The following is a 23592-nucleotide window of genomic DNA, read 5'->3' as shown; positions in this document are numbered from 1 at the left end:
CACCGCTCTGGCGCACCAACCCCATCACTTCCGGCATGCGGGGCAGTTCGCAAATCAGCGTAAACGTCGTTACATCCGCCGCTGAACAATCAGCCACCCAAGTAAACCAAGCAGTGCAATTGCCACCGTCCACAGACCACGATGCTCCAGCAAGACAGCACCGGCTGCGGCCACGCCCGCCAGGCATTGCTGCAGAAAACCGCATAGCGCCATGGCATAAGCCCCCTGTTCTTTAGCGTCGCTGACGGCCATCGCCATGCTATTCGGGAACAGCACCGCCTGGCCAAAAATCGTCAGGCAATACAAGGTGATGAATATCGTCATGCCGGAAACTCCCACCAACATCCCACTCCACCACAACAGCATGATCGCAGCGGTCGCCAATGCGACCAGGCTCGTTCCCACCTGCATCAGCCGTTTGCCGCCCAAGCGCGCCACCGTACGGTTCACCGCCATCGCTCCGGTAAAGTAAGCCACGCCGATCACCAGCCCCAGCGCACCAAAGGCGGTAACGTTGAGGCCAAAGCCCTGCTGCATCACAAACGGGCTGACTTCCTGCAAGGTTACTGTAGTAGCAAACCCCAACCCGCCCACGCAGGCCGGCCAGAAAAAACCCGGACGAAGCAGGATACGCCAATAGGTCGCCGCCATTGCAGGGCGTTGGCCCACCGCACGGCCCGCCTCCAACGGCAACGTCACCATTAACAGCAGGATCGCCAGCCCGGTCAGCCCCATCAGCACAAAACCCATTTGCCAGTGCGAATACCGGCTGAGCAGCCCGCCAATAAACTGTCCGCCGCCCAGTGCAGTGATAAAGGCTATCGACAGCACTGAGAGACGCCGCGCCAGCTCATCCCCGCTCCAGTTGTCACGCACAATGATGCGCGCGATGATCGCCGCACCGCCGGCAGCAACGCCCTGCAAGGCACGTAGCACCAACAGTTGGATGCCATTATGACAAAACGCCAACAGCGCGCTGCAACCGATAAACAACACCAGGGAAAGCGTCAGCGGCAGACGGCGGCCAAAACGATCGGCCGCGGCCCCCCAAAACAGCACCGGCACTGCGGCACCAATCACGAACAGGGATATGGAAAGCTCAGTGGCGCGGCGTGTCATCGCCAGTTCCTGCATCACCGTCGGCAAAGAAGGCAAATACACCGTTGTCGCCATCTGCGCCATAAAGACCAGCAAACACGACAGTGTCATGGTTCTGGCGGGAATACTCCAAAATCCGCTCTGTCTTGCACATACCGCTTTACTCATCCTGCCCCCCTGCATGGATAGCGCTCTATCTTGGGCAAGTGTATTGGGCCTTTTGGTTCCCGGCAAATGACAAGAATATCTAAAATATAATTTTTATATTAAATCAATATATTAGATCATTGCCATGTGATCCGCTTTGCAAAAACGCAATCTCTGATTTGCATATTGTTAACATAAAAACCACACTCCTCATCATCTGGTCATACCAGATCAAACGCTGATTCAGGAGATAGACATGCTCTACCAAGGCGAAACATTACAACTGCACTGGCTCGATAACGGCATCGCCGAGTTGGTGTTCAATGCCCCGGGCTCGATAAACAAGCTGGATACCCGTACCGTTGCCAGCCTGGGCGAAGCGCTCGACGTACTGGAAAAACAGACCGAGCTGAAAGGGCTGCTGGTGCGTTCCAGCAAGGCCGCATTTATTGTCGGTGCCGATATCACCGAATTCCTTTCGCTGTTCGCGGCTCCGGCTGAAAAATTGTACCAATGGCTAGCCTTCGCCAACGCGACCTTTAACCGGCTGGAAGATCTGCCGGTACCGACCATTTCGGCCATTAACGGCTATGCGCTCGGTGGCGGCTGCGAATGCATTCTGGCAACCGACTTCAGGGTCGCCTCTCCCGATGCGCGCATTGGCCTGCCGGAAACCAAGCTGGGCATTATGCCGGGCTTCGGCGGTTCCGTTCGCTTGCCACGCCTGTTGGGTAACGACAGTGCACTAGAGATTATCGCCGCCGGTAAAGACGTCAGCGCCAAAGACGCGCTGAAGGTCGGTCTGGTGGATGCGGTGGTCGCACCGGAAAAACTGGTAGAAGCCGCGCTGAAAATGCTGCAACAGGCCATTGATGGCCAGTTGGACTGGCGCGCCTATCGTCAACCGAAACTCGATCCGTTGAAACTCAGCCCAATCGAAGCGGCCATGAGCTTCACCACTGCCAAAGGCATGGTGCTGCAAACCGCAGGAAAACATTATCCAGCGCCGATGACTGCGGTGAAAACCATCGAAGCCGCCGCCAAATTGGGCCGCGATGAAGCCTTGAAATTGGAAACCGCCAGCTTTGTGCCTTTGGCCCGTTCCAACGAAGCGCGCGCACTGGTCGGTATCTTCCTCAACGATCAGTTTGTGAAAAGCCAGGCGAAAAAGCTGGCCAAAAACGTGGAAGCGCCGAAGCAGGCTGCGGTTCTGGGCGCCGGTATCATGGGAGGCGGCATCGCTTACCAGTCCGCGCTGAAAGGCGTGCCGGTGATAATGAAAGACATCAGCGACAAATCCCTGGCGCTTGGCATGAATGAAGCCGCCAAGCTGCTGAACAAACAGCTGGAGCGCGGCAAACTGGATGGCCTGAAGATGGCGCAGGTGCTGTCGACCATTCAACCGACGCTGGATTATGCCGGTATCGAACGCGCGCAGGTGATCGTTGAAGCTGTGGTCGAGAATCCGAAGATTAAAGCGGCAGTGTTGTCCGAGGTGGAAGGTCTGATCGGTGAAGACACAGTGCTGGCATCCAATACCTCGACCATTCCGATTAATCACCTGGCAAAATCGCTGAAGCGCCCGCAAAACTTCTGTGGCATGCACTTCTTTAACCCGGTGCACCGCATGCCGCTGGTGGAAATCATCCGCGGCGAGCAGACCAGCGACAACACCATCGCCGCCGTAGTGGCCTACGCCACCCGCATGGGCAAAACGCCGATCGTGGTCAACGACTGTCCGGGGTTCTTCGTCAACCGCGTACTGTTCCCCTATTTTGCCGGCTTCAGCATGCTGCTGCGTGATGGGGTGGATTTCCGCCAAATCGATAAGGTAATGGAAAAACAGTTTGGCTGGCCAATGGGCCCGGCTTACCTGCTCGACGTGGTGGGGATCGATACCGCGCACCATGCCCAAGCGGTAATGGCTGCCGGTTTCCCTGAGCGTATGGGCAAAGATTATCGCGACGCCATTGACGTGATGTTCGACAACCAACGTTTTGGTCAGAAAAACCAGTTGGGCTTCTACCGTTACAGTCAGGACAACAAAGGCAAGCCGCGTAAAGATAACGATGAGCAGACCGATGCGCTATTGGCCGCAGTCTCCCAGCCACGCCAGACCATCAGTGATGAAGAAATTATCGCTCGAATGATGATCCCGATGATCAACGAAGTGGTGCGCTGCCTGGAAGAAAACATCATCGCCAGCCCGGCTGAAGCCGATATGGCATTGGTTTACGGCATCGGGTTCCCTCCCTTCCACGGTGGGGCATTCCGTTACCTGGATACGCTTGGTACCGCCAACTATGTCGAACTGGCCCAGCGTTACACGCATCTTGGCGCTCTGTATCAAGTGCCTGCCGGCCTGCGCGCCAAAGCTGAACGTAATGAAAGCTACTACCCGGTGGCGACGCCATTGTCCGATATCGCCACTGGCCAACCGGCATGAGGTCATAAAGATGGAAAACGTAGTTATTGTTGACGCCGTACGCACGCCGATGGGCCGCTCCAAGGGCGGCGCTTTCCGCCAGGTACGCGCTGAAGATCTTTCCGCTCACCTGATGCGTGCCGTGCTGAGCCGTAACCCGGCTCTGGACGCGGCCGAAATTGACGATATTTACTGGGGCTGCGTGCAACAAACGCTGGAGCAAGGTTTTAACATTGCCCGTAACGCCTCGCTGCTGGCCGAAATCCCGCATAGCGTACCGGCCGTTACCGTCAACCGACTGTGCGGCTCGTCCATGCAGGCTCTGCACGACGCAGCACGCGCCATTATGGTCGGCGATGCGCAGGTTAGCCTGATTGGCGGCGTTGAGCACATGGGCCACGTGCCGATGAATCACGGCGTCGATTTCCACCCTGGCCTGAGCCGCAGCGTAGCGAAAGCCGCCGGTATGATGGGTCTGACCGCCGAAATGCTGGCCAAGATGCACAATATCAGCCGCCAGATGCAGGATGAATTCGCGGCACGCTCGCACCAACGCGCGCACGCCGCCACCCTGGCCGGTTACTTCAAAAATGAAATCATCCCCACCACCGGCCATGACGCTGATGGCGTGCTGACCCGTTATGACTACGACGAAGTCATTCGCCCGGAAACCACCGTTGCCAGCCTGGCGGCACTGCGACCGGCGTTCGATCCGGTCAATGGTACTGTAACCGCCGGCACCTCTTCGGCCTTATCCGACGGTGCATCCGCCATGTTGCTGATGAGCGAATCACGCGCCAAAGCGCTCGGCCTGAAAGCCCGCGCCCGCATTCGTTCTATGGCGGTGGTCGGTTGCGATCCGTCCATTATGGGTTATGGCCCGGTACCGGCCAGCAAACTGGCGCTGAAGCGCGCCGGCCTGAGCATACAGGACATCGATCTGTTTGAATTGAATGAAGCCTTTGCCGCCCAGTCACTACCCTGCATCAAGGATCTGGGGCTGTTGGACAGCATCGACGATAAGATTAACCTGAACGGCGGTGCCATTGCCTTGGGCCACCCTCTGGGCTGCTCGGGCTCACGTATCTCCACCACGCTGTTGAACAACATGGAACGCCGTGACGTGCAATTTGGTCTGGCGACCATGTGTATCGGCCTGGGTCAGGGGATTGCCACCGTATTTGAACGCGTTTAGCTGTGTCTATCTTGGGATGACTGCGTAACTCATTCAAACCGCAGCATCCCGACAAGTTTAGTTGCCGTACTTCCCGCCTGTCAGGGGCGGGTTTTTTTATGCCTGAAATCTACAGGCGCCCCAATAAAAAAGGGCAGCCACCGGCTACCCCACTTTATACCAACCTTACGCCTCAGATGAACGAGAAGGCGTCGCCAAACATATGCGCTTCCTGCGCACCGCGTTCAGCGCAGAAACGCTCGCGGGCAATTTTGGCCATCTCGAACCGGCCGGCAATATAAATATCGTGCTCCACCAGCGTGCCGAAATCCTGCAATACCGCACTGAGCACCGTGCCGCTGCGGCCACGCCACTCGTCTTCCGGCTGTTCGACCACCGGGATCACCTTCAGGTTCGGGTGTTGCAACGACAGCGCTTCCAGCTCACTCAAATCATACAGGTGCTTCAGCTCGCGCCCGCCCCAATAGATAGAGATATCGCGGTCAGGCTGTTGCTCCAGCGCAGTCAGCAGAATTGAACGCGCATAGGAGAAGCCGGTACCGCCGGCGATCAACACCAACGGACGGCTGCCTTCTTCTCGTAGCCAGGCGTCGCCGTGCGGGATATCGACGGTAATCGCCTGCTCTTTCAGAATACGATCCATCACCGCCATAGCGTACAGATTCAGCTCCGAAGCGCCGATATGCAGCTCGATATATTCTTGCTGTGAAGGCGTCGATGCCAGCGAGAAAGGACGCTTGTCGCGCTCATCCATCACCACCATCAGATACTGTCCTGCCTTGAAAGAAAACGGCGCCTCTGGCACCAAACGTACCCGATAAACCGTATCGGTAATGGCCTCTACGGAGGTCACTTTACAGCTCAATATTGTCATGCGTTCCCTCTGTCGGGTCATCAATGCAAAACTGAGAACGGAGCCTGACGCTACAACGTCGGTTCTCTGTCACTGAAAATTGCGAGCTCATCCCAGATTTCATCGACGCGCGCGCGCACCTTTTCATCCATCTGAATTGGACGGCCCCATTCGCGCTGGGTTTCACCCGGCCATTTATTGGTGGCATCCAGCCCCATCTTCGAGCCCAATCCGGAAACCGGGGAGGCGAAGTCCAGATAATCGATCGGCGTGTTCTCCACCATAACGGTATCCCTTGCCGGATCCATTCTGGTGGTGATCGCCCAAATCACATCATTCCAGTCACGTGCGTTAATGTCATCATCACAGACGATAACAAACTTGGTGTACATGAACTGACGCAGGAACGACCAGACGCCCATCATCACGCGCTTGGCGTGACCGGCATACTGTTTCTTGATAGTCACCACCGCCAGGCGGTAAGAGCAGCCTTCTGGTGGCAGATAGAAATCTACGATTTCCGGGAACTGCTTTTGCAAGATGGGAACAAAGACTTCGTTCAGCGCCACACCCAAGACCGCCGGCTCATCCGGCGGACGACCTGTGTAGGTCGAGTGATAAATTGCATCGCGACGCTGGGTGATGTGGGTGATGGTGAATACCGGGAAGTGATCTATCTCGTTGTAGTAACCGGTGTGATCGCCATAAGGACCTTCTGGTGCCATTTCACCCGGCTCAATGTAGCCTTCCAATACGATTTCCGCACTGGCGGGTACTTCCAGATCGCAGGAAATGCATTTGACCACTTCGGTTTTATTGCCGCGCAACAGCCCGGCAAAGGCATATTCAGACAGGTTGTCCGGCACCGGCGTGACGGCACCGAGGATAGTGGCGGGATCCGCACCCAATGCCACCGCAACCGGGAAACGCTCACCGGGATGCGCCTGGCACCATTCCTGGTAATCCAACGCGCCGCCGCGGTGCGACAGCCAACGCATGATCACTTTATTCTTGCCCAGCACCTGCTGACGGTAAATGCCCAGGTTCTGCCGCTCTTTTTGCGGCCCGCGGGTAACGGTCAGCCCCCAGGTGATGAGCGGTGCGGCGTCTTCAGGCCAGCAGTGCATCACCGGAATACGGCCGAGATCGACGTCATCGCCCTGCCATACCTGCTCCTGGCAAGGCGCGGAGCCCAGTACCTTGGTCGGCATATTCAGCACTTGCTTGAACTTCGGCAGCTTGTCGAACAGATCGCGAAACCCCTTCGGCGGCTCCGGCTCTTTAAGAAACGCCAACAGTTTGCCGACCTCGCGCAATGAGCTGACATCCTCCTGGCCCATGCCCATCGCCACGCGATTGGCCGTGCCGAACAGATTGCACAGCACCGGCATGTCATACCCTTTCGGGTTTTCGAACAGCAACGCCGGGCCGCCTGCACGTAAAGTGCGATCGGCAATTTCTGTCATTTCCAGATAGGGATCAATCGGCTGGCTGATGCGTTTTAGTTCCCCTCTCTTTTCCAGCAACGAGAGGAAATCGCGTAAGTCACGGTATTTCATGCTGATCATTATAACGGCCAGTGAGGAGAGCATTATAAGCCCTCTTCACGGTTGTTGCTGCACTTTTGTTAAACACCGGTAAAGGCATCGCCGGTTCTCAGTGGCACGTGAATGGCACCAGCGGGCGTAGCGCCTGCGTATTGTCATACTCCTGGGCCTCCACACCGTGGCGGAATACCTTGAAGCTCTGAGCTCTGGCGCTGAAATAGCGTAAATCATTGCCCTCAACGTGCAGCAGGCTGCCCTCGCGCAGCGCCACAACCGATTCGCTCGGATTGACCGCGCAGAACTCCGCCAAACGTTCATCGCGGGTTTCGCCCATGTGGCCACTGATATGAGCATCAATATAGTGCGGGTTAATCTGTACCGGGAACAAACCCAATGCCGGCAACACTACGCTGTTGCGCACCGGCATATCATTAGTGGTGCGAATGCTTGGCGTCGCGACATTGCAGCCGGCGCTCCAACCAACATAGGGTACACCACGTTCACGAACCGCCCGCTGGATGGGGACGATAAGGCCCTTTTCATGCAGCATCTGGTTCAGCATCCAGGTGTTGCCGCCACTGACCAAAATGCATTGCGCCTGATCAATCGCCGCCGCCGGAGATTCGGCGTGATGAATGCTGGTCACCTGGATACCCAGGGTCTGTGCCAGTTCCTGCGCGCGTTGATCGTAGTCAGTACGGATCAAGGCATAAGGGACGAATACGGCAGACGTAATCCCGCGGCGCTCGATCATCGCCAGCAGTCGGCTTTTGGCATAACCCAACAATTCATCCTCGCCGGACAGCTTGCCGTTGCTCAACAGAAATAACTCCATGTCTTCCCCTCAATCAAAAACGATGAATAGCGTCACATCAGGCCACATCAGGCCAAGGCATACTTGCGACGGTAACAAATTTTTAGTCCTCTGTTATACCCAAGCCGTGCGAATAAGTGTGTGACTCTCCGCTAATTGCCAACGATTCATGCAGATAACAGCTGTTACAGGCTAAAACCTGCATCACTATGTATCCGTACCGGCTTTTGATATGCTTACCGGCTGACAGAAAGGCATGTGAAATTATGGAATCTTGGTACTTACTGTATTGCAAACGCGGCCAACTTTTACGGGCGCAGGAACATCTGGTGCGACAGGAAGTGAACTGCCTGAGCCCGATCATCACACTGGAAAAAGTCGTGCGCGGCAAACGCATTGCGGTCAGCGAGCCTCTGTTCCCCAACTACCTGTTTGTGGAGTTCGATCCGGAGCGTATTCACACCACGACCATCAGTGCAACGCGTGGTGTCAGCCATTTCGTGCGCTTTGGTTCGCTGCCGACGACCATCCCGCAGAAGGTTATCGAAGAGCTGCAGACTCATGCCTGTGAAACCTACTTCGACCCGGAAACCCCTCAGCCGGGCGATACCGTGCTGATCGTCGACGGCATGTTCGAAGGGCTGAAAGCGATTTACACCGAGCCGGACGGGGAAGCGCGCTCAATGCTGCTGCTGAACCTGATTAACAAGCAGGTCAGCCAAAGCGTTGATAATCGGCAGTTCCAAAAGCTATAAAGCGAAAAGGCGCCCAAAAGGCGCCTTTGTTATTGGATACTCACGCCTTAGCGCTGCATCGCTTCATCATGCATCCACTGAGCTACCCGCTTGGCGAAGTAGGTCAGCACGCCATCAGCCCCGGCGCGCTTAAAGCACATCAGCGACTCCATCACCGCCGGTTGCTCCTGCAACCAACCGTTCTGAATCGCCGCCATGTGCATCGCATATTCACCTGAAACCTGATAGGCAAAGGTCGGCACGCCAAAGGTGTCTTTCACCCGACGCACCACATCCAGATAAGGCATACCGGGTTTCACCATCACCATATCCGCGCCTTCCTGGAGATCTTGCGCAATTTCCTGCAGCGCTTCGTCACTGTTGGCAGGGTCCATCTGATAGGTTTTCTTATTGCCGCCTTTCAGATTGCTGCTGGAACCGAGCGCATCGCGGAACGGGCCATAGTAGCAGGAGGCATATTTGGCGGAGTACGCCATGATCTGGGTATTAACCAGCCCCTGATGCTCCAGACGATCGCGGATAGCGCCGATACGGCCGTCCATCATATCGCTCGGCGCCACGATTTCCGCTCCGGCTTCCGCATGGGATAATGCCTGACGCACCAGTATATCTTTGCTGATATCGTTAATGACGTAGCCGTGCTCATCAATCACGCCATCCTGGCCGTGAGTGGTGTAAGGATCCAGTGCCACGTCAGTCAGAATACCCAACTCTGGCACCGCGTCTTTCAACGCACGCACCGTACGTTGCACCAAACCGTCCGGATTATAAGCTTCTTCCGCATGCAATGACTTCAGGCTCGGTTCAATCACCGGGAACAGGGAGATCACCGGCACGCCAAGTTTGGCGATGGCTTCCGCTTCCTTAATCAACAAGTCGATGCTCATGCGCGATACGCCGGGCATGGATGCTACCGCTTCCTGACGGTTACTGCCTTCCATGACAAATACCGGATAAATCAGGTCGTTAACCGTCAGTTGATTCTCCGCCACCAGACGACGGCTGAAATCATGACGGCGCACACGGCGCATACGGCGGCCTGGAAAGGTGCCCGGAAATGCATAGCTCATAGTTTTCTCCTAACTCATACCAGCCGGAACAGCCGGCGGGCGTTCTCATCGGTTTTCTGCCCCAACCATTCAGGATCTTCTTGCCGCCAGGCAGCCACCTGCCGGACGATATGAGGCAAAAAACAGGGTTCGTTGCGGCGAGATGCGGGTTTAGGGTGTAAATCCCGGGGCAACAGATAGGGTGCGTCGGTTTCCAGCAATAAACGGTCCGCCGGGATCTGCGGCAACAGCGCTCGCAGCTCCAGGCCACGCCGCTCATCACAGACCCAACCGGTAATGCCGATCGAAAGACCCAGCGACAGACAGCTGTCTAATTCCTGGGTGGTGCCGGTAAAGCAGTGCACCACAGCCGCAGGCAGTTTATCCAACCACGGCACCAACAGCGCGGCAAAACGTGCGTGCGCATCGCGGCAATGAAGAAATACCGGCATCCTCAGCTCTGCGGCCAACGCCAACTGGGCGCTGAAAGCCTCTTCTTGCTGCTCCGGGGTGGAGAAATTGCGGTTGAAATCCAACCCGCATTCACCGATAGCTACCACCTCTGGCCGGGAGGCCAAGGCGCGAATTTGCTCCTCAACCCGGTCGTTCCAACTGCTCGCCTGATGTGGATGCACACCGGCAGTAGACCAACAGTAGCCGGCATGGGGCTGCGCCAGTTCACTGGCGGCCTGGCTCTCCTGCAGGTCGGTACCGGTAATCAGCAACCCCTTCACCCCTGCGGCTCGTGCACGATCCACCACTGCTGGGCGGTCTTTGGCAAACTGCGAGCTGGTAAGATTAACACCGATATCAAACATGGTTTTTCCAAAGCAAAAGCCGCCCATTGGGCGGCTTGATACGGCCGACAAAGTCCTCTGCGCTTAAAAGTAATGATCTTCGTGCGATTAAAAACAAAGGATTATGTTTACGGGTTACCCCAAACACCCGAAAACCACGCTTTTCGGGTGTTTGTCATCAATCTAAAACCGCCCATCGGGCAGCTTTAGAGACAAAACGCGGATTAAGCTGCCGGGGGGTCGTCATCCTCGTCTTCTTCTTCCGGTCGCGGGCGGCGTTTGCCGGTGTAGAAACGGGCAAAGAATACGCCCACTTCAAACAGCAGATACATCGGGATCGCCAGCAAGGTCTGCGAGAAGACATCCGGCGGCGTTAACAACATGCCAACCACAAAAGCCCCGACCAGGACGTAAGGTCGTTTCTTTTTCAGGTCTTCCGGCGAAGTGACGCCACTCCAGCACAGCAGAATAATGGCAACCGGCACCTCAAACGCTACGCCAAACGCCATAAACAGCGCCATGACGAAATCGAGGTAGTTATTGATGTCGGTGGCTATCATGACCCCAGCCGGCGCGGTCTTGGCAAAAAAACCGAACGCCAGCGGGAACACGATAAAATAGGCAAACGCCATGCCGAGATAAAACAGCAAGCTGCTGGAGACCAGCAAAGGCATCATCAGGCGACGTTCATGCTTGTACAGCGCCGGGGCGATAAAGGCCCAGACCTGATACAGGATCACCGGCGCAGAAACAAACACCGAGACGATCATGGTCAGCTTGATGGGGGTAAAGAACGGTGACGCCACGTCGGTGGCGATCATGCTAGCCCCGGCAGGCAGCTGTTTGATCAGCGGCGCAGACACCAGTTGATAAATGTCGTTGGCGAAATAAACCAGCACCAGGAAGATCACCAGCACGCTGATAATCGAGTTTAACAACCGCTTACGCAGTTCTATCAGATGACTGATAAGGGGTTGGGTATCTTCAACAGCCATGTTTTAACGATCGCCACTAGGTTGGTGAGACGCTGGGGTTTTATCCGCAACAGGTTCTGGGGTTGCCTCCACGGTCACCGCAGCAGGCTGCTTAACCGGCTGCGCGGCCGGCGCTTGCACTGCCTGCGGCGTTGCCGCAACGACAGGCTCCGTCGCTACCGGTTTCGGTACGGCAGCCGGTGAGGCGGCGGTGGTCGCAGCCTCCGCCGGGGTCACGCCGTCATGAATGGCTTCCGGGTCGGTGACCAGAGGGTTGTGGATGGTGTGCGCCGGTTCGTCTTTGTCTTCGCCATGATGATAAGAGCGTTTCAGCGATTCCGCCGCGTCTTTCAGTTCATCCATTGACGCCTTCAGCTCTGGCGACAAATTCTGCAGGCCCGCCTTCTCAACCTTTTTCAGGCTGTCTTGCAGTTCCTGCAGCTTCAGTTCCTGAGAAAGTTCATTCTGCACCGAAGCCGCCAACGAACGCAGGGCGCGGATCCAACCCGAAACTGTTCTAACCGCTACCGGCAACCGTTCTGGCCCGAGTACCACCAGGCCAATGACCAAAACCAGCAGCAGTTCACTAAACCCTATGTCAAACACGGTTTATACCTGCTCTTTGTTCTTCGACTCTTCCGTTTTCACTTCCGGCTGCTTATCGGTAATAGGCTTTGCCGTGAAGTCAGCGTCATCCAGGCTGCTTTTCTCAGCCGTGTTGGTCGGAGGCGTGTTGTCGTCGCCGATCGCCTTTTTAAAACCCTTGATGGATGCACCGAGATCGGAACCCAGCGTACGGAGTTTTTTGGTACCAAACAGCAGCACCACGATCACCGCGATGATCAACAATTGCGTAATACTAATACCGCCCATTGCAGTTACCTCTATTTTTACAGGGTTTTTTTCAAAATCTACCGCATTATACGGCCGTTTTTACCAGAGTTTTTAATCAATTCAGGTGGTTCGCTTCCAGCCAATCACCCAGGATACGATGCCGGCAGCCATCAGCCACGCGGGAAAAATCTCGACCTTCCCTAACAGCAAAATCGTACCGCTTACTAACAGTGTAGCGCCAACGCCGAACAAATAACGCGATTGCCCCTGACGAACGCGCTGGCCCTGCATCTGATGGGTCAGCTTATCAACGCTTTGTTGCAACCGTTTATGCTGCTGCAGGCTATCGTAAAATAATTCAGGCAATTCAGGCAGCTTCTCCGCCCAAAACGGCGCTTTTTCCTTCAGGGCGCGAATCACCGCCGGTATGCCGACCTGATCGCGCATCCAGCTCTCAAGGAACGGCTTGGCGGTAGTCCATAAATCCAGCTTCGGATAGAGCTGCCGCCCCAGGCCTTCAACATACAGCAAGGTCTTCTGCAATAACACCAGTTGCGGCTGCACTTCCATATTGAAGCGGCGTGCGGTATTGAACAGGTTCAACAGCACGTTGCCGAACGAAATTTCCTCCAACGGCTTCTCGAAGATCGGCTCGCACACGGTGCGGATGGCGAACTCGAAGTCCTCTACGTTAGTATCACGCGGTACCCAGCCCGAATCGACGTGCAGCTCCGCCACTTTGCGGTAATCGCGGTTGAAGAAGGCGATAAAGTTTTCCGCCAGATAGCGTTTGTCGTCCTTGTTCAGCGAGCCGACGATGCCGCAGTCAATACCGATATAACAGGGATCTTCAGGGTGCTCGTAGCTGACAAAAATATTACCGGGATGCATGTCCGCATGGAAAAAGCTGTCACGAAATACCTGGGTAAAGAATACCTGCACCCCACGCTCGGCCAACAACTTCATGTTGGTGCCCTGTTTTTCCAGCATAGCGATATCCGAAACCGGGATACCGTAGATGCGCTCCATCACCAGCACGCTTTCACGGCAGTAATCAGAGTAAACCTCCGGTACGTACAGCATCGGGCTACCATCAAAATTACGGCGCAGCTGGATGGCATTTGCCGCTTCACGCAGCAGATTCAGCTCGTCCAGCAGGGTCTTTTCGTACTCGCGCACCACTTCACGCGGCCGCAAGCGACGCCCATCCGGCATCAGCTTCGGCACCCAGCCGGCCAAACGATACATCAGGCGAACATCGGCCTTGATGATAGGCCCAATATCCGGCCGAATGACCTTCAGCACAATTTCTTGCCCGGTAGTTTTCAGGCGCGCAGTATGCACCTGCGCTATCGATGCAGATGCCAGCGCCTGCTGGTCAAAATCATCGAACCAGGTTTCCAGCGGGCCACCCATCGCCAACTCGATGTGCTTGCGCGCCAACGCGCCGTCGAACGGCGCAACCCGATCCTGCAACAAGGTCAGTTGATCGGCAATCTGCGGTGGGAACAGGTCGCGGCGAGTGGACATCATCTGACCGAACTTGATCCATACCGGCCCCAGCTCTTGCAGAGCCAGGCGCAAACGCTCGCCCAGAGGCTTGTCTGCATGGCGGTTTGGCATCCAAAACAGCAGGCGGCGGCCAAAACGCAACGGCAACGTCAGGCGCATCTTGGGGATCAGTTCATCCAGGCCATAGCTGAGAAAAACGCGGACGATCAAATACAGGCGGCGTAGTTCGCCAGGGGTCATCGTTTACCCTCCAACTTGTCCATGCGGGCAATCAGCGCTTCGGCACTGCGAACGGTGGCGTCAACTTCCTCGTTGAACCACACCACTTCCAGCGGCCCCGGCGCCACGCGCCACTCTTCCGTCAGGGTTTCCGCCACGTAATGCTGCTGACGCTGCAACCCCGATCTCAACAGGCTTGCGCCTTTACCGAGCACCTGGGTAATACCCTGCGCGGCGATATCACCGATATAGGGTGCCAGCCATTCCGCCGGATCCCACTCTGCCAGATCAAGCAGCCCCACCAGTTGTTGCACCACCTGAATATCGCCCTCGACGATCAACTCGCCGCTGCGCATCAATGGCGAAAGCTGCTGACGATCGCGCAACTTCAACAACACCGATACCCGGCTGCGCACCGTGCAATCGGCGGTATCGTCAGACTGGCCAAGCACGTCCACCCGCTGTTCGCTGAAGATCAGCACCAGCGGCGAAGCAAGTTCCTGCAACTCAATACGCAGTATTTTGCCGGCCAACCGCAGACGGGCGGCCTTCATACTGCGATCGCGGAACAGCAGGCTATTGAGCGATGTCTCCAGCGCGCCGGTCAACAAGGGGGTTAGCAGCATCGGCATGTCCATATCAGAACTTGAAGCCACGATGCAGGGCCACAATACCGCCGGTAAGATTGAAATAGGTCACGTTGTCGAAACCGGCCGACCCCATCATGCCCTTCAGCGTTTCCTGGTCGGGATGCATGCGGATCGACTCGGCCAGATAACGGTAGCTTTCCGGATCCTTCACCACCAGCTCGCCGATTTTCGGCAGAACGTGGAACGAATAGGCATCATAGGCTTTGCTCAGCGGCGCCAGCAGCGGTTTGGAGAACTCCAGCACCAGCAGGCGGCCGCCTGGCTTCAGCACACGGAACATCGAACGCAGCGCTTTGTCTTTGTCGGTGACGTTGCGCAGGCCGAAGGAAATGGTGATGCAGTCAAAATAGTTATCCGGGAACGGCAGCGCTTCAGCATTAGCCTGCACATAGCTGATGTTGCCGATAATGCCGCGATCGCGCAGCTTCTCGCGGCCCATCTTCAGCATGGAGTCGTTAATGTCCGCCAGCACTACCTGCCCTTGCTCACCGACCATGCGGGAGAACTTTGCGGCCAGATCGCCGGTGCCGCCGGCCAGATCCAGCACACGCTGTCCACGGCGCACGCCGCTGCAGTCAATGGTAAACCGCTTCCAGATACGGTGGATGCCAAACGACATCAGGTCGTTCATCACGTCATACTTTGCCGCTACCGAATGAAAAACGTCTGCCACCATGGCCTGCTTTTCGTCTCTAGCTACGGTGCGAAAACCGAAATCTGTGGTTTCCTGCGATTGATCTGCCATTGTCCTGCCTGCTATTCAGTCAATTTTGTGTGGTCGAGTGTACCAGAACCCCACGGAATACCCCACCTCGAGGCGGCTGTCATGCCTGCGAAGCGGAGCGTGGTTCTTCGGCGGAATCGTCGTCTTCCGCCTGCGGCAGCGCGTTGACGTCATCGTCATCCGCTGCCTCATCGTCTTCATCATGCTGCGCGCCGGCTTGCTGTGCCAGCAACGGATTGATCGGTCGTTTCACCTCAACCCCCAGCGCGCGGAACCCTTCGGTTTGGCCGATAAGATTACCACGGCCTTCGCTCAGTTTGTTCATCGCCTGGCGATAACTCCCCTGGGCCTTGTCCAGGCTCTGCCCCAGCGCCGACATGTCGTCGACAAACAGCCGCATCTTGTCATACAGCCGCGCCGCCCGGTCGGCAATGCGCTGAGCATTCTGGCTCTGGTGCTCATAGCGCCACAGGTTGGTAATGGTGCGAAGCGCCACCAATAGCGTGGTCGGGCTGACCAGCATAATATTGTGTTTAAGCGCTTCGCTTATCAATTCCGGCTCCCGGTCGATGGCCAGCAGGAAAGCCGGCTCCACCGGAATAAACATCAACACATAGTCCAGTGAACGCAGGCCGGGCAACTGTTGATAATCTTTGCGCCCCAGCAAGCGAATGTGGCCGCGCAGCGAGGCAATATGCTCGCTCAGCGCCGCCTCGCGTTCCTCTTCATCTTCACTGTTGAAATAACGTTCGTAGGCGACCAGCGACATTTTCGCATCGATCACAACGTCCTTACCCTGCGGCAGACGCACAATAACGTCAGGCTGCATACGGCTCTGATGATCCAACCGCACATTAACCTGAGTTTCATACTCGTGCCCCTCGCGCAAACCCGAGGCTTCCAGCACCCGACTCAGCACCACCTCACCCCAATTGCCCTGGGTTTTATTGTCGCCTTTCAGCGCCTTGGTGAGGTTAATCGCCTCGCGCGCCATTTGTGCGTTGAGTTGCTGCAGGTTACGTATTTCATGGGTCAGAGTATGGCGTTCGCGGGCTTCCTGGCCAAAGCTGTCCTGCACCTGCCGGCGGAAACCATCCAGTTGCTCGCGCAACGGCAGCAACAGGCGATCCAGGCTTTGCTGGTTCTGTTCGTTCACCTTGCGCCCGCTGTGTTCGAAGATGCGGTTGGCCAGGTTTTCAAACTGGGTGGTGAGCCGCTGTTCGCTGTTGATCAACAGGCGCTGCTTCTCTTCCGCCGCCATGCGGGTCTCTTCCAGACGGATGGTCACTTCGCGCAGTTCGGCTTCCTGAGCGCTGTTGACCTCACGCTGGGCGCGCAGCTCCTGATTGAGCAGTTCACATTCGTTGCGCCAGTGATTGAGCTGCTGCAATTTTTCATGCCCGGCCGCCAATTGGCTGTGCAAATTGCGCAGTTCCAAATCGGTTTGCCGCATTTGCTGTTCATTTCTCTGTAGAATTTCCTGCCGGGCCGCCGTTTCCTGCTGTGCCTGCTGCAATGACTGTTCCAGCAGCCGCAGCTCGGTTTCATGCTGCGCATGGGCCTGCTGCACGCGCAGGCTGGCGATCAACCACCCCAGCAGCATGCCGACCACGACTCCGCCCACACCGTAAACCAAACTGGTATCCACCCCTGCCTCCTGTTACGCCTTGCCGTTCCTGCGTTTATGCGCCCGTTGCCCGTCACGTTAAGGGGATGCTGTATGGATGTCCAGTTTGATTTTGCCCCGGCAACGCAATATTGCGAAACGCCGCGCAAGTCAGGCAAAAACTAGCCAAACCACTGGCTTAACCACTTGATGCCAAACGCCCCCGGCGCAAGAATGCCGAACGCCCAGATCATCGCTGAAGTGATATTCGCCAATTGGAAGTAACGTTGGGGCATGCCGCAGATACCGCCGACCAGCGGCACCACCGCGCGCAGCGGGCCGAAGAAACGGCCGATAAAAATACCCAACACGCCCCAGCGTTCAAAAAACGCATGGCCGCGGTCCAGCAACTGCGGATTACGCGATAGCGGCCACATGTGCGCCACGCGGTCTTGATAGCGGTAACCGATCCAGTAAGAAAGCCAGTCGCCGAAAAATGCCCCTATGGCGGCGGCGGCCCAGATAGGCCAAAAAGCGATGCCGCTCTCGCCAATCAACGCGCCCAACGCCAGCAGGATCACCGTGGCCGGCAACAGCAGGGACAAGAACGCCAGCGATTCGCCGAATGCCAGGAAGAAAATAATGGGGATAGCCCAGCCTTCGTGCTGACGCACGGCGTCGCTGACCCAGTTGATAATGTCGTTGAGGCTCAATACGGGCTCCTGATGCGGGGTTTTCTGTGCCAAGGATACGCAATGCCGGCCGGGGCAGGTTAAACCCCGACTAAACATGTAGCGGTTTACTCGAGGTAGAACGCCTGCAGCGTTTCACGCTGACTTGGGCCCAGGCCGTATTCTGCCTCCAGCCAGTGATCGGTGGAACCATATTGAGCGCGAATACAGCTCAGCGCTGTCATCAGGAACTCTTCGCGAACGCTTAGCACGTAGGTGAACTGCCCCAGCGCCGAGGCGTTCAGGCGAATCGACAGTTGATCCAGCATGTGCTCGCGGAAAGTCGCCAGCGTGGTTTCGGTCAGCAGGTAATCTTCAACTACCGTCGCCTCGTCGGCCCCCAGGGCAAACAACACCAGCGCCGCCCCCACCCCGGTGCGATCCTTGCCCACCGCGCAATGCTGGACGATCGCGCCACTATCGGGGGCCTTCAGCAGTTGGGTCAGCCGTTGATACGCAGGATTGCCGAACGGCAACCGGCGATACAGCTCCTGCATAAACGCCTGCGCGTCGAAACCGGCCAGCGTCTGACTGGTCAGCTTTTCCAGGTTAGCATTAACCTTACTGCTCAATGGGTTGGCCGGAACATGATGGTAATCGGCGCCACGCCACAGAATATCAGGCTTGCCCTGCACTTCATCGGCGTCGCGGTAGTCCAGCACCGAGCGCACCGGCACGCCGGCCAGGAAGGCGCAGTCGTTTTCCGTCAGGCAATCCAGCGAGCCGGAACGGAACAACAGACCGCGTTTGATACGGCGACCGTCGACGACGCTGTTGCCGCCTAGATCGCGGAAGTTAATGCCGCCATCAAGCGGAGCAAGTGAAGGATGAAGCAGAATTTGGGCGGTCATAGACGTCCTCGTGGTTATTGTCTAAAAGGCGCAACCTGAAAAATCAACGGATAAAGAGACGGCCGAAAGGAGGGCGCTGAGGGCTATATACACCCAGGCTTTCACGTTGCGGCCAACCGCAGTTTGCAAGGCGTGGGTATAACCGTAACAGATTAAGGCTGAATGGAAAAACGGGCCGCGTTGGCGGCCCGTTGAAGGTGGGAAGCAACTACAGCAGGCGGCGCGCCGCTTCAACCACAATCTGTACCGCTTTGCTTTCGGTGTTTTTCATGGTTTCTGCGTTTGGAATTTCCTGCTGGGTGCGGTTGACGATCACGCCGGCAACCATACCTGCACGCAGGCCCTGGCTTGCGCACATGGTCAGCAGAGTGGCGGATTCCATTTCATAGTTCATCACGCCCATCGCCTGCCATTCTTCCATCGAGCCCTTAAAGCGGCTGACGACGCGGCCGGAATAGGTATCGTAACGTTCCTGGCCTGGATAGAAGGTGTCAGAAGACGCGGTCACGCCAATATGCGTGGTGGCACCGCTGGCCTTGGCGGCCTCGACCAGTGCGGTGGTGCAGGCGAAGTCGGCCACGGCGGGGAATTCCATCGGCGCAAAGTGCAGGCTGGCGCCGTCAAGGCGAACCGCCGCGGTAGTGACCAGCACGTCACCGACGTTGATGTTCGACTGAATAGCCCCTGTGGTGCCGATACGCAGGAAGGTACGGATCCCCAGTTGCGCCAGTTCTTCAACGGCGATCGAGGTAGACGGGCCGCCGATGCCGGTGGAGCAGACGATCACCGCCTTGCCGTCCAGCTCTGCGCGCCAGGTAGTAAATTCACGATGGGAAGCCAGGTGCACCGGATTTTCCATCAGCTTGGCAATTTTCTCTACGCGCTGCGGATCGCCCGGAACGATGGCAAGCTGGGCCCCTTGTAAATCGTTTTTAGTGAGGCCAAGATGAAAAACATCAGATTGAGACATACGAGACTCCTCATAGATCATGTTTATTGGGAGGAACAAAAAAGTACTCTACTGAAAATCGCCATCCAATTTCGTGATGGCTATCACCATGAATAAAGAAACAAAGATCAATCTACATAATTTTTGCGACATAAATCACAAAAAATAACCCAAAGACGCTATAAACGTCGCACCTGCCACAAGTCTAGCCGACAAAACAGCCCGCCATTTACCGCCTTCCTCTTGGCGACAAGCCCCCTTTCCCACCACGAGGCCACTTATGTCGCTACCGAAAAATAGCCTTATTTTATCGGTGACTTAGCAACAAAAAATGGGGCTAACGTACCTTATGGCGCTAATACAGGCCAAAATGCGCAATATCCTGATAAAAAGATAACAAAAGTGCGTTAAAACCAGATAATTAATCGTTTTTTACAGACTTGACCGAAAATGCTCAACCGGGTGCCAATAACGGGTAATCTTTCCTATAGTTATTCTCAGCGCTTTTTTCTATTGCACGGAGACCGCAATGAAAACCGACCATGTGATGACATTAAAACAGGCTCAGGGGGGATTCGCCCCGGCCGTAACGCCGTTGGCCGCCTCTACTGTGCTTACCGACGAACAGGGCATTCATGCCGGGGAAACCACCATTCCCTCGCAAGGTGACAACCTGCCGGCCTATATTGCCAAGCCGGCGAACCACAACGGCCCCTTCCCCGTGGTGTTGGTGGTACAAGAGATTTTTGGCGTTCACGAGCATATTCAGGATCTGTGCCGCCGCCTGGCGAAACAGGGCTACCTGGCGATAGCGCCAGAGTTGTACTTCCGCCAGGGGGATGCCAGGGATTACACCGACATAAGCGAATTGTTCCAGAAACTGGTGGGCAAGGTGCCGGACAGCCAGGTGCTGGCCGATCTCGACCACGCAGCCCATTGGGCCAGCCGCCACGGCGGCGACGCCGGCAAGCTGGCGATTACCGGTTTCTGCTGGGGCGGCCGTATTACCTGGCTGTATGCCGCGCATAACCCGCAACTGAAGGCAGCGGTAGCCTGGTACGGCAAGTTAGTGGGCGAAAAAACGCTGAACTCGCCAAAACACCCGGTCGATGTGGCTACGCAGCTTTCTGCACCAGTGCTGGGATTATACGGCGGCCAGGACAGCGGAATTCCACTGGAAACGGTGGAAACCATGCGCCAGGCGATTCGCGCAGCTAACGCCGATGCCGAGATCGTGGTCTACCCCGAAGCGGGTCATGCTTTCAATGCCGATTATCGCCCAAGTTACGATGCCGAAGCGGCGACGGACGGCTGGCAACGCATGCTGGCATGGTTCGCTCAACACGGCGTGGTCGGCGTCAAATAACCCCTCCCCTCACGGCTGCCTTCACCGGTGGCCGCCTGCAATGTAAAAAAGGGCGCCGAAGCGCCCAAAATAATCACACCAGAACCTTATTGATTGCACGCCGGCCTTCAATGGCCGGGCAACGCACTCCGATCAGGCTTGCTGCTGGCGCAGGCGCTGAGCCGCCAACACCATGTTGGCCAGCGACTGACGGGTTTCCGGCCAGCCACGGGTTTTCAGGCCACAATCCGGGTTAACCCACAGGCGTTCCGCCGGGATGTTCTGCGCCGCTTTACGCAGCAGCGCTTCGATCCATTCCACGCTTGGCACGTTTGGCGAGTGGATGTCGTACACGCCTGGGCCAATTTCGTTTGGATACTCGAACTCTTTGAAGGCTTCCAGCAGATCCATATCGGAACGCGAGGTTTCGATGGTGATCACATCGGCATCCAGCGCCGCGATGGAATCCATGATGTCGTTGAATTCGCAGTAACACATGTGCGTGTGGATCTGCGTGTCATCTTGCGCCACGGCAGCGTTCAGTTTGAAGGCATCCACTGCCCAGTCCAGATAAGCGGCCCAGTCGGATTGACGCAGCGGCAACCCTTCACGCAGTGCCGGTTCGTCAATCTGGATGATGCCGATACCGGCTTTTTCCAGATCTTCTACTTCGTCGCGCAGCGCCAGGGCGATCTGCTTGGCGATCACTTCACGGGTTACGTCTTCACGCGGGAATGACCAGCAAAGGATGGTCACCGGGCCGGTCAACATGCCTTTTACCGGCTTGTCGGTCAGCGATTGCGCATACTTCGCCCACTCAACGGTGATGGCTTCAGGACGGCTGATGTCGCCAATGATCACCGGCGGTTTTACGCAGCGGGAACCGTAGCTCTGTACCCAGCCATTTTGGGTGAAGACGAAGCCGTCAAGGTTCTCGCCGAAATATTCCACCATGTCATTACGCTCGGCTTCGCCGTGCACCAGCACGTCCAGGCCCAGACGTTCTTGTTCAACGATCGCCTGTTTGATGTGCTCGCTAATGCTGGTGCGGTAATTGTTGCCGTCCAGACGCCCCTGTTTGAAGTCCAGGCGCAGGCCGCGGATTTCGGTGGTCTGCGGGAATGAGCCGATAGTGGTGGTCGGCCAGGCCGGCAGGTTGAAGCGTTCACGTTGCGCCTGAGCGCGCTGAGAGTAAGGGCTGTGGCGCTCGCTGTCTTGTGCGGTAACGGCGGCCAGACGTTGGCCTACCTGCGCATTATGTACGCGGCTGGACTGACGACGAGCGCGGATTGGCGCGCTGTACGCGTCCAGTTCTGCCCGCTTTTCTGCACCTGGCGCGTTCAGCGCCGCGCTTAGCAAAGCCACTTCAGCGCATTTTTGCAGAGCGAAGGCGAACCAGCTCTTCACTTCTTCATCCAGGCGGGTTTCCACGCTCAGATCGATGGGACTGTGCAACAGGGAGCAAGAGGTGCCAATCCACAGCGGACGGCTGTTAACCAACGGTTGCAGGCGGTCGAACCAGCTGCTCAGGTCGGCACGCCAGACGTTACGGCCATTGATGACGCCCAGCGACAGCAGCCACTCTTTTGGCAATGCCTTGTGCAATACGGCGATATCGTCGTGACCGGCCACCAGATCGACATGCAGGCCCTGTACCGGCAATGCGCGGATAGTGTCGAGGTTGTGACCAACGCTGTCGAAATAGGTGGTCAACAGCAGTTTTACCTGCCCCTGCAACGCGTCGTAAGCCGGTTTGAAAGCGTCGAGCCATGCCTGCGGCAGCTCCAGCACCAGTGCAGGTTCGTCGATCTGCACCCACTCTACGCCGCGCTTCGCCAGTTCACCCAGAACCTGCCGGTAAACCGGCAGAATGTCCTTCAGCAACGACAGTCGATCAAACGGCTCACCCTTCACTTTGCCCAACCACAGGTAAGTGACCGGCCCCAGCAGCACAGGCTTGATTTTGTGGCCCAGCGCCAGCGCTTCGTCAACTTCATCCAGCAATTGAGTCCAACCCAGTTTGAACTGCTGGCCCTTCTGAAATTCAGGCACCATGTAGTGGTAGTTGGTGTTAAACCACTTGGTCATTTCCGCCGCCGCCGCCGGTTCACCGGTCGGTGCACGGCCACGGCCCAGACGAAACAGCTGATCCAGATCGATTGAGCCATCCGCATTTTGATGACGTGCCGGCACGTTGCCCAACAGCAAGCTGGTGGTCAATACATGATCGTACCAGGCGAAATCGCCGACCGGCACCAAATCCACCCCGGCCTGCTGTTGCTGTTGCCAATGGCGAGCGCGCAGCTCGCGGCCAATCGCCAGCAGCTCTTCCTGCGTTGAGTTGCCTGCCCAGTAACTTTCCTGAGCTTTTTTCAGTTCACGTCGCAGCCCAACGCGTGGAAAACCCAGAGTGTGATTTAGAATTGCCATCGTCATATTCCTCATTTAGCCGTCCAGATGTTTACACATCCATAATCCGCAGGTACTGTATTAACCACAAGCGCAATTTATTCACTG

The 23592-nt window shown here is 56.6% G+C and carries 21 protein-coding genes; 4 read left to right on the top strand and 17 right to left on the bottom strand.

Annotation, left to right across the window (positions count from 1 at the left end; translation table 11 throughout):
- Positions 1-69: 69 nt before the first annotated feature.
- Positions 70-1266 carry an MFS transporter gene (locus JEM67_RS01615; protein ID WP_199636508.1) on the bottom strand — a complete coding sequence of 399 codons (1197 nt, stop codon included), beginning with the start codon at positions 1264-1266 and terminating at the stop codon, positions 70-72.
- Positions 1267-1501: 235 nt separating this feature from the next.
- Here JEM67_RS01615 and fadB point away from each other — a divergent pair, with 235 nt between their 5' ends.
- Together fadB and fadA are read left to right on the top strand one after the other, a co-directional pair.
- Complete coding sequence (gene fadB, locus JEM67_RS01610) at positions 1502-3691, top strand: fatty acid oxidation complex subunit alpha FadB (RefSeq protein ID WP_199636506.1); 2190 nt, start codon at positions 1502-1504, stop codon at positions 3689-3691.
- Between the two features lie 10 nt (positions 3692-3701).
- On the top strand, positions 3702-4865 hold the full coding sequence (fadA, locus tag JEM67_RS01605; protein ID WP_004951042.1) for an acetyl-CoA C-acyltransferase FadA: 1164 nt from the start codon (positions 3702-3704) through the stop codon (positions 4863-4865).
- A gap of 172 nt (positions 4866-5037) precedes the next feature.
- Here fadA and fre read toward each other — a convergent pair whose 3' ends face one another.
- From fre to pepE, 3 genes are all read right to left on the bottom strand, one after another.
- A complete protein-coding gene (gene fre, locus JEM67_RS01600) occupies positions 5038-5739 on the bottom strand; it encodes an NAD(P)H-flavin reductase (protein ID WP_199636504.1) in 702 nt (233 codons plus the stop codon).
- Positions 5740-5789: 50 nt separating this feature from the next.
- Positions 5790-7286: a 4-hydroxy-3-polyprenylbenzoate decarboxylase gene (ubiD, locus tag JEM67_RS01595; protein WP_111738389.1), complete on the bottom strand. Its 1497-nt coding sequence runs from the start codon at positions 7284-7286 to the stop codon at positions 5790-5792.
- A gap of 88 nt (positions 7287-7374) precedes the next feature.
- A complete protein-coding gene (gene pepE, locus JEM67_RS01590; protein ID WP_199636502.1) occupies positions 7375-8100 on the bottom strand; it encodes a dipeptidase PepE in 726 nt (241 codons plus the stop codon).
- 245 nt (positions 8101-8345) lie between these two features.
- Here pepE and rfaH point away from each other — a divergent pair, with 245 nt between their 5' ends.
- On the top strand, positions 8346-8834 hold the full coding sequence (gene rfaH / locus JEM67_RS01585; protein ID WP_013811111.1) for a transcription/translation regulatory transformer protein RfaH: 489 nt from the start codon (positions 8346-8348) through the stop codon (positions 8832-8834).
- A 47-nt stretch (positions 8835-8881) separates the two neighbouring features.
- On the opposite strand, the gene hemB is transcribed toward rfaH, so the two are convergent.
- From hemB to udp, 12 genes are all read right to left on the bottom strand, one after another.
- Positions 8882-9904, bottom strand: coding sequence for a porphobilinogen synthase (hemB, locus tag JEM67_RS01580; protein ID WP_199636500.1), 1023 nt, complete (start codon positions 9902-9904; stop codon positions 8882-8884).
- A gap of 14 nt (positions 9905-9918) precedes the next feature.
- A complete protein-coding gene (gene tatD / locus JEM67_RS01575; protein WP_199636498.1) occupies positions 9919-10701 on the bottom strand; it encodes a 3'-5' ssDNA/RNA exonuclease TatD in 783 nt (260 codons plus the stop codon).
- Positions 10702-10904: 203 nt separating this feature from the next.
- Positions 10905-11675 (bottom strand): Sec-independent protein translocase subunit TatC, encoded by a 771-nt coding sequence (gene tatC / locus JEM67_RS01570; protein WP_199636497.1) that lies wholly within the window; start codon positions 11673-11675, stop codon positions 10905-10907.
- A 3-nt stretch (positions 11676-11678) separates the two neighbouring features.
- The gene (gene tatB, locus JEM67_RS01565) at positions 11679-12260 is read right to left on the bottom strand and encodes a Sec-independent protein translocase protein TatB (protein WP_199636495.1); all 582 of its coding nucleotides are present in this window, start codon (positions 12258-12260) and stop codon (positions 11679-11681) included.
- A 3-nt stretch (positions 12261-12263) separates the two neighbouring features.
- On the bottom strand, positions 12264-12527 hold the full coding sequence (gene tatA / locus JEM67_RS01560; RefSeq protein WP_006323098.1) for a Sec-independent protein translocase subunit TatA: 264 nt from the start codon (positions 12525-12527) through the stop codon (positions 12264-12266).
- A gap of 81 nt (positions 12528-12608) precedes the next feature.
- The gene (gene ubiB, locus JEM67_RS01555) at positions 12609-14240 is read right to left on the bottom strand and encodes a ubiquinone biosynthesis regulatory protein kinase UbiB (RefSeq protein ID WP_199636493.1); all 1632 of its coding nucleotides are present in this window, start codon (positions 14238-14240) and stop codon (positions 12609-12611) included.
- Complete coding sequence (gene ubiJ, locus JEM67_RS01550; RefSeq protein WP_199636519.1) at positions 14237-14845, bottom strand: ubiquinone biosynthesis protein UbiJ; 609 nt, start codon at positions 14843-14845, stop codon at positions 14237-14239. Before ubiJ ends, ubiB begins: the two co-directional genes overlap by 4 nt.
- Positions 14846-14858: 13 nt before the next feature.
- Positions 14859-15614 carry a bifunctional demethylmenaquinone methyltransferase/2-methoxy-6-polyprenyl-1,4-benzoquinol methylase UbiE gene (gene ubiE, locus JEM67_RS01545; protein WP_013811104.1) on the bottom strand — a complete coding sequence of 252 codons (756 nt, stop codon included), beginning with the start codon at positions 15612-15614 and terminating at the stop codon, positions 14859-14861.
- Between the two features lie 79 nt (positions 15615-15693).
- Positions 15694-17241: a DNA recombination protein RmuC gene (gene rmuC / locus JEM67_RS01540; RefSeq protein ID WP_013811103.1), complete on the bottom strand. Its 1548-nt coding sequence runs from the start codon at positions 17239-17241 to the stop codon at positions 15694-15696.
- Positions 17242-17381: 140 nt separating this feature from the next.
- On the bottom strand, positions 17382-17912 hold the full coding sequence (locus JEM67_RS01535) for a DedA family protein (RefSeq protein WP_199636491.1): 531 nt from the start codon (positions 17910-17912) through the stop codon (positions 17382-17384).
- Between the two features lie 86 nt (positions 17913-17998).
- A complete protein-coding gene (locus tag JEM67_RS01530; protein ID WP_199636489.1) occupies positions 17999-18781 on the bottom strand; it encodes a tyrosine-protein phosphatase in 783 nt (260 codons plus the stop codon).
- 208 nt (positions 18782-18989) lie between these two features.
- Positions 18990-19751 (bottom strand): uridine phosphorylase, encoded by a 762-nt coding sequence (udp, locus tag JEM67_RS01525; protein WP_013811100.1) that lies wholly within the window; start codon positions 19749-19751, stop codon positions 18990-18992.
- A gap of 508 nt (positions 19752-20259) precedes the next feature.
- Between udp and JEM67_RS01520 the strand changes: the two genes are divergently transcribed.
- Positions 20260-21096 carry a dienelactone hydrolase family protein gene (locus tag JEM67_RS01520; RefSeq protein WP_013811099.1) on the top strand — a complete coding sequence of 279 codons (837 nt, stop codon included), beginning with the start codon at positions 20260-20262 and terminating at the stop codon, positions 21094-21096.
- A 132-nt stretch (positions 21097-21228) separates the two neighbouring features.
- On the opposite strand, the gene metE is transcribed toward JEM67_RS01520, so the two are convergent.
- Positions 21229-23505, bottom strand: a complete 2277-nt coding sequence (metE, locus tag JEM67_RS01515; RefSeq protein ID WP_199636487.1) for a 5-methyltetrahydropteroyltriglutamate--homocysteine S-methyltransferase — start codon at positions 23503-23505, stop codon at positions 21229-21231.
- Positions 23506-23592: the final 87 nt, after the last annotated feature.

It is taken from the genome of Serratia sp. PAMC26656 (genome assembly GCF_016469055.2).
In the GTDB taxonomy this organism is placed as follows: domain Bacteria; phylum Pseudomonadota; class Gammaproteobacteria; order Enterobacterales; family Enterobacteriaceae; genus Serratia; species Serratia plymuthica.
This window is presented reverse-complemented; position numbering and strand designations above follow the sequence as displayed.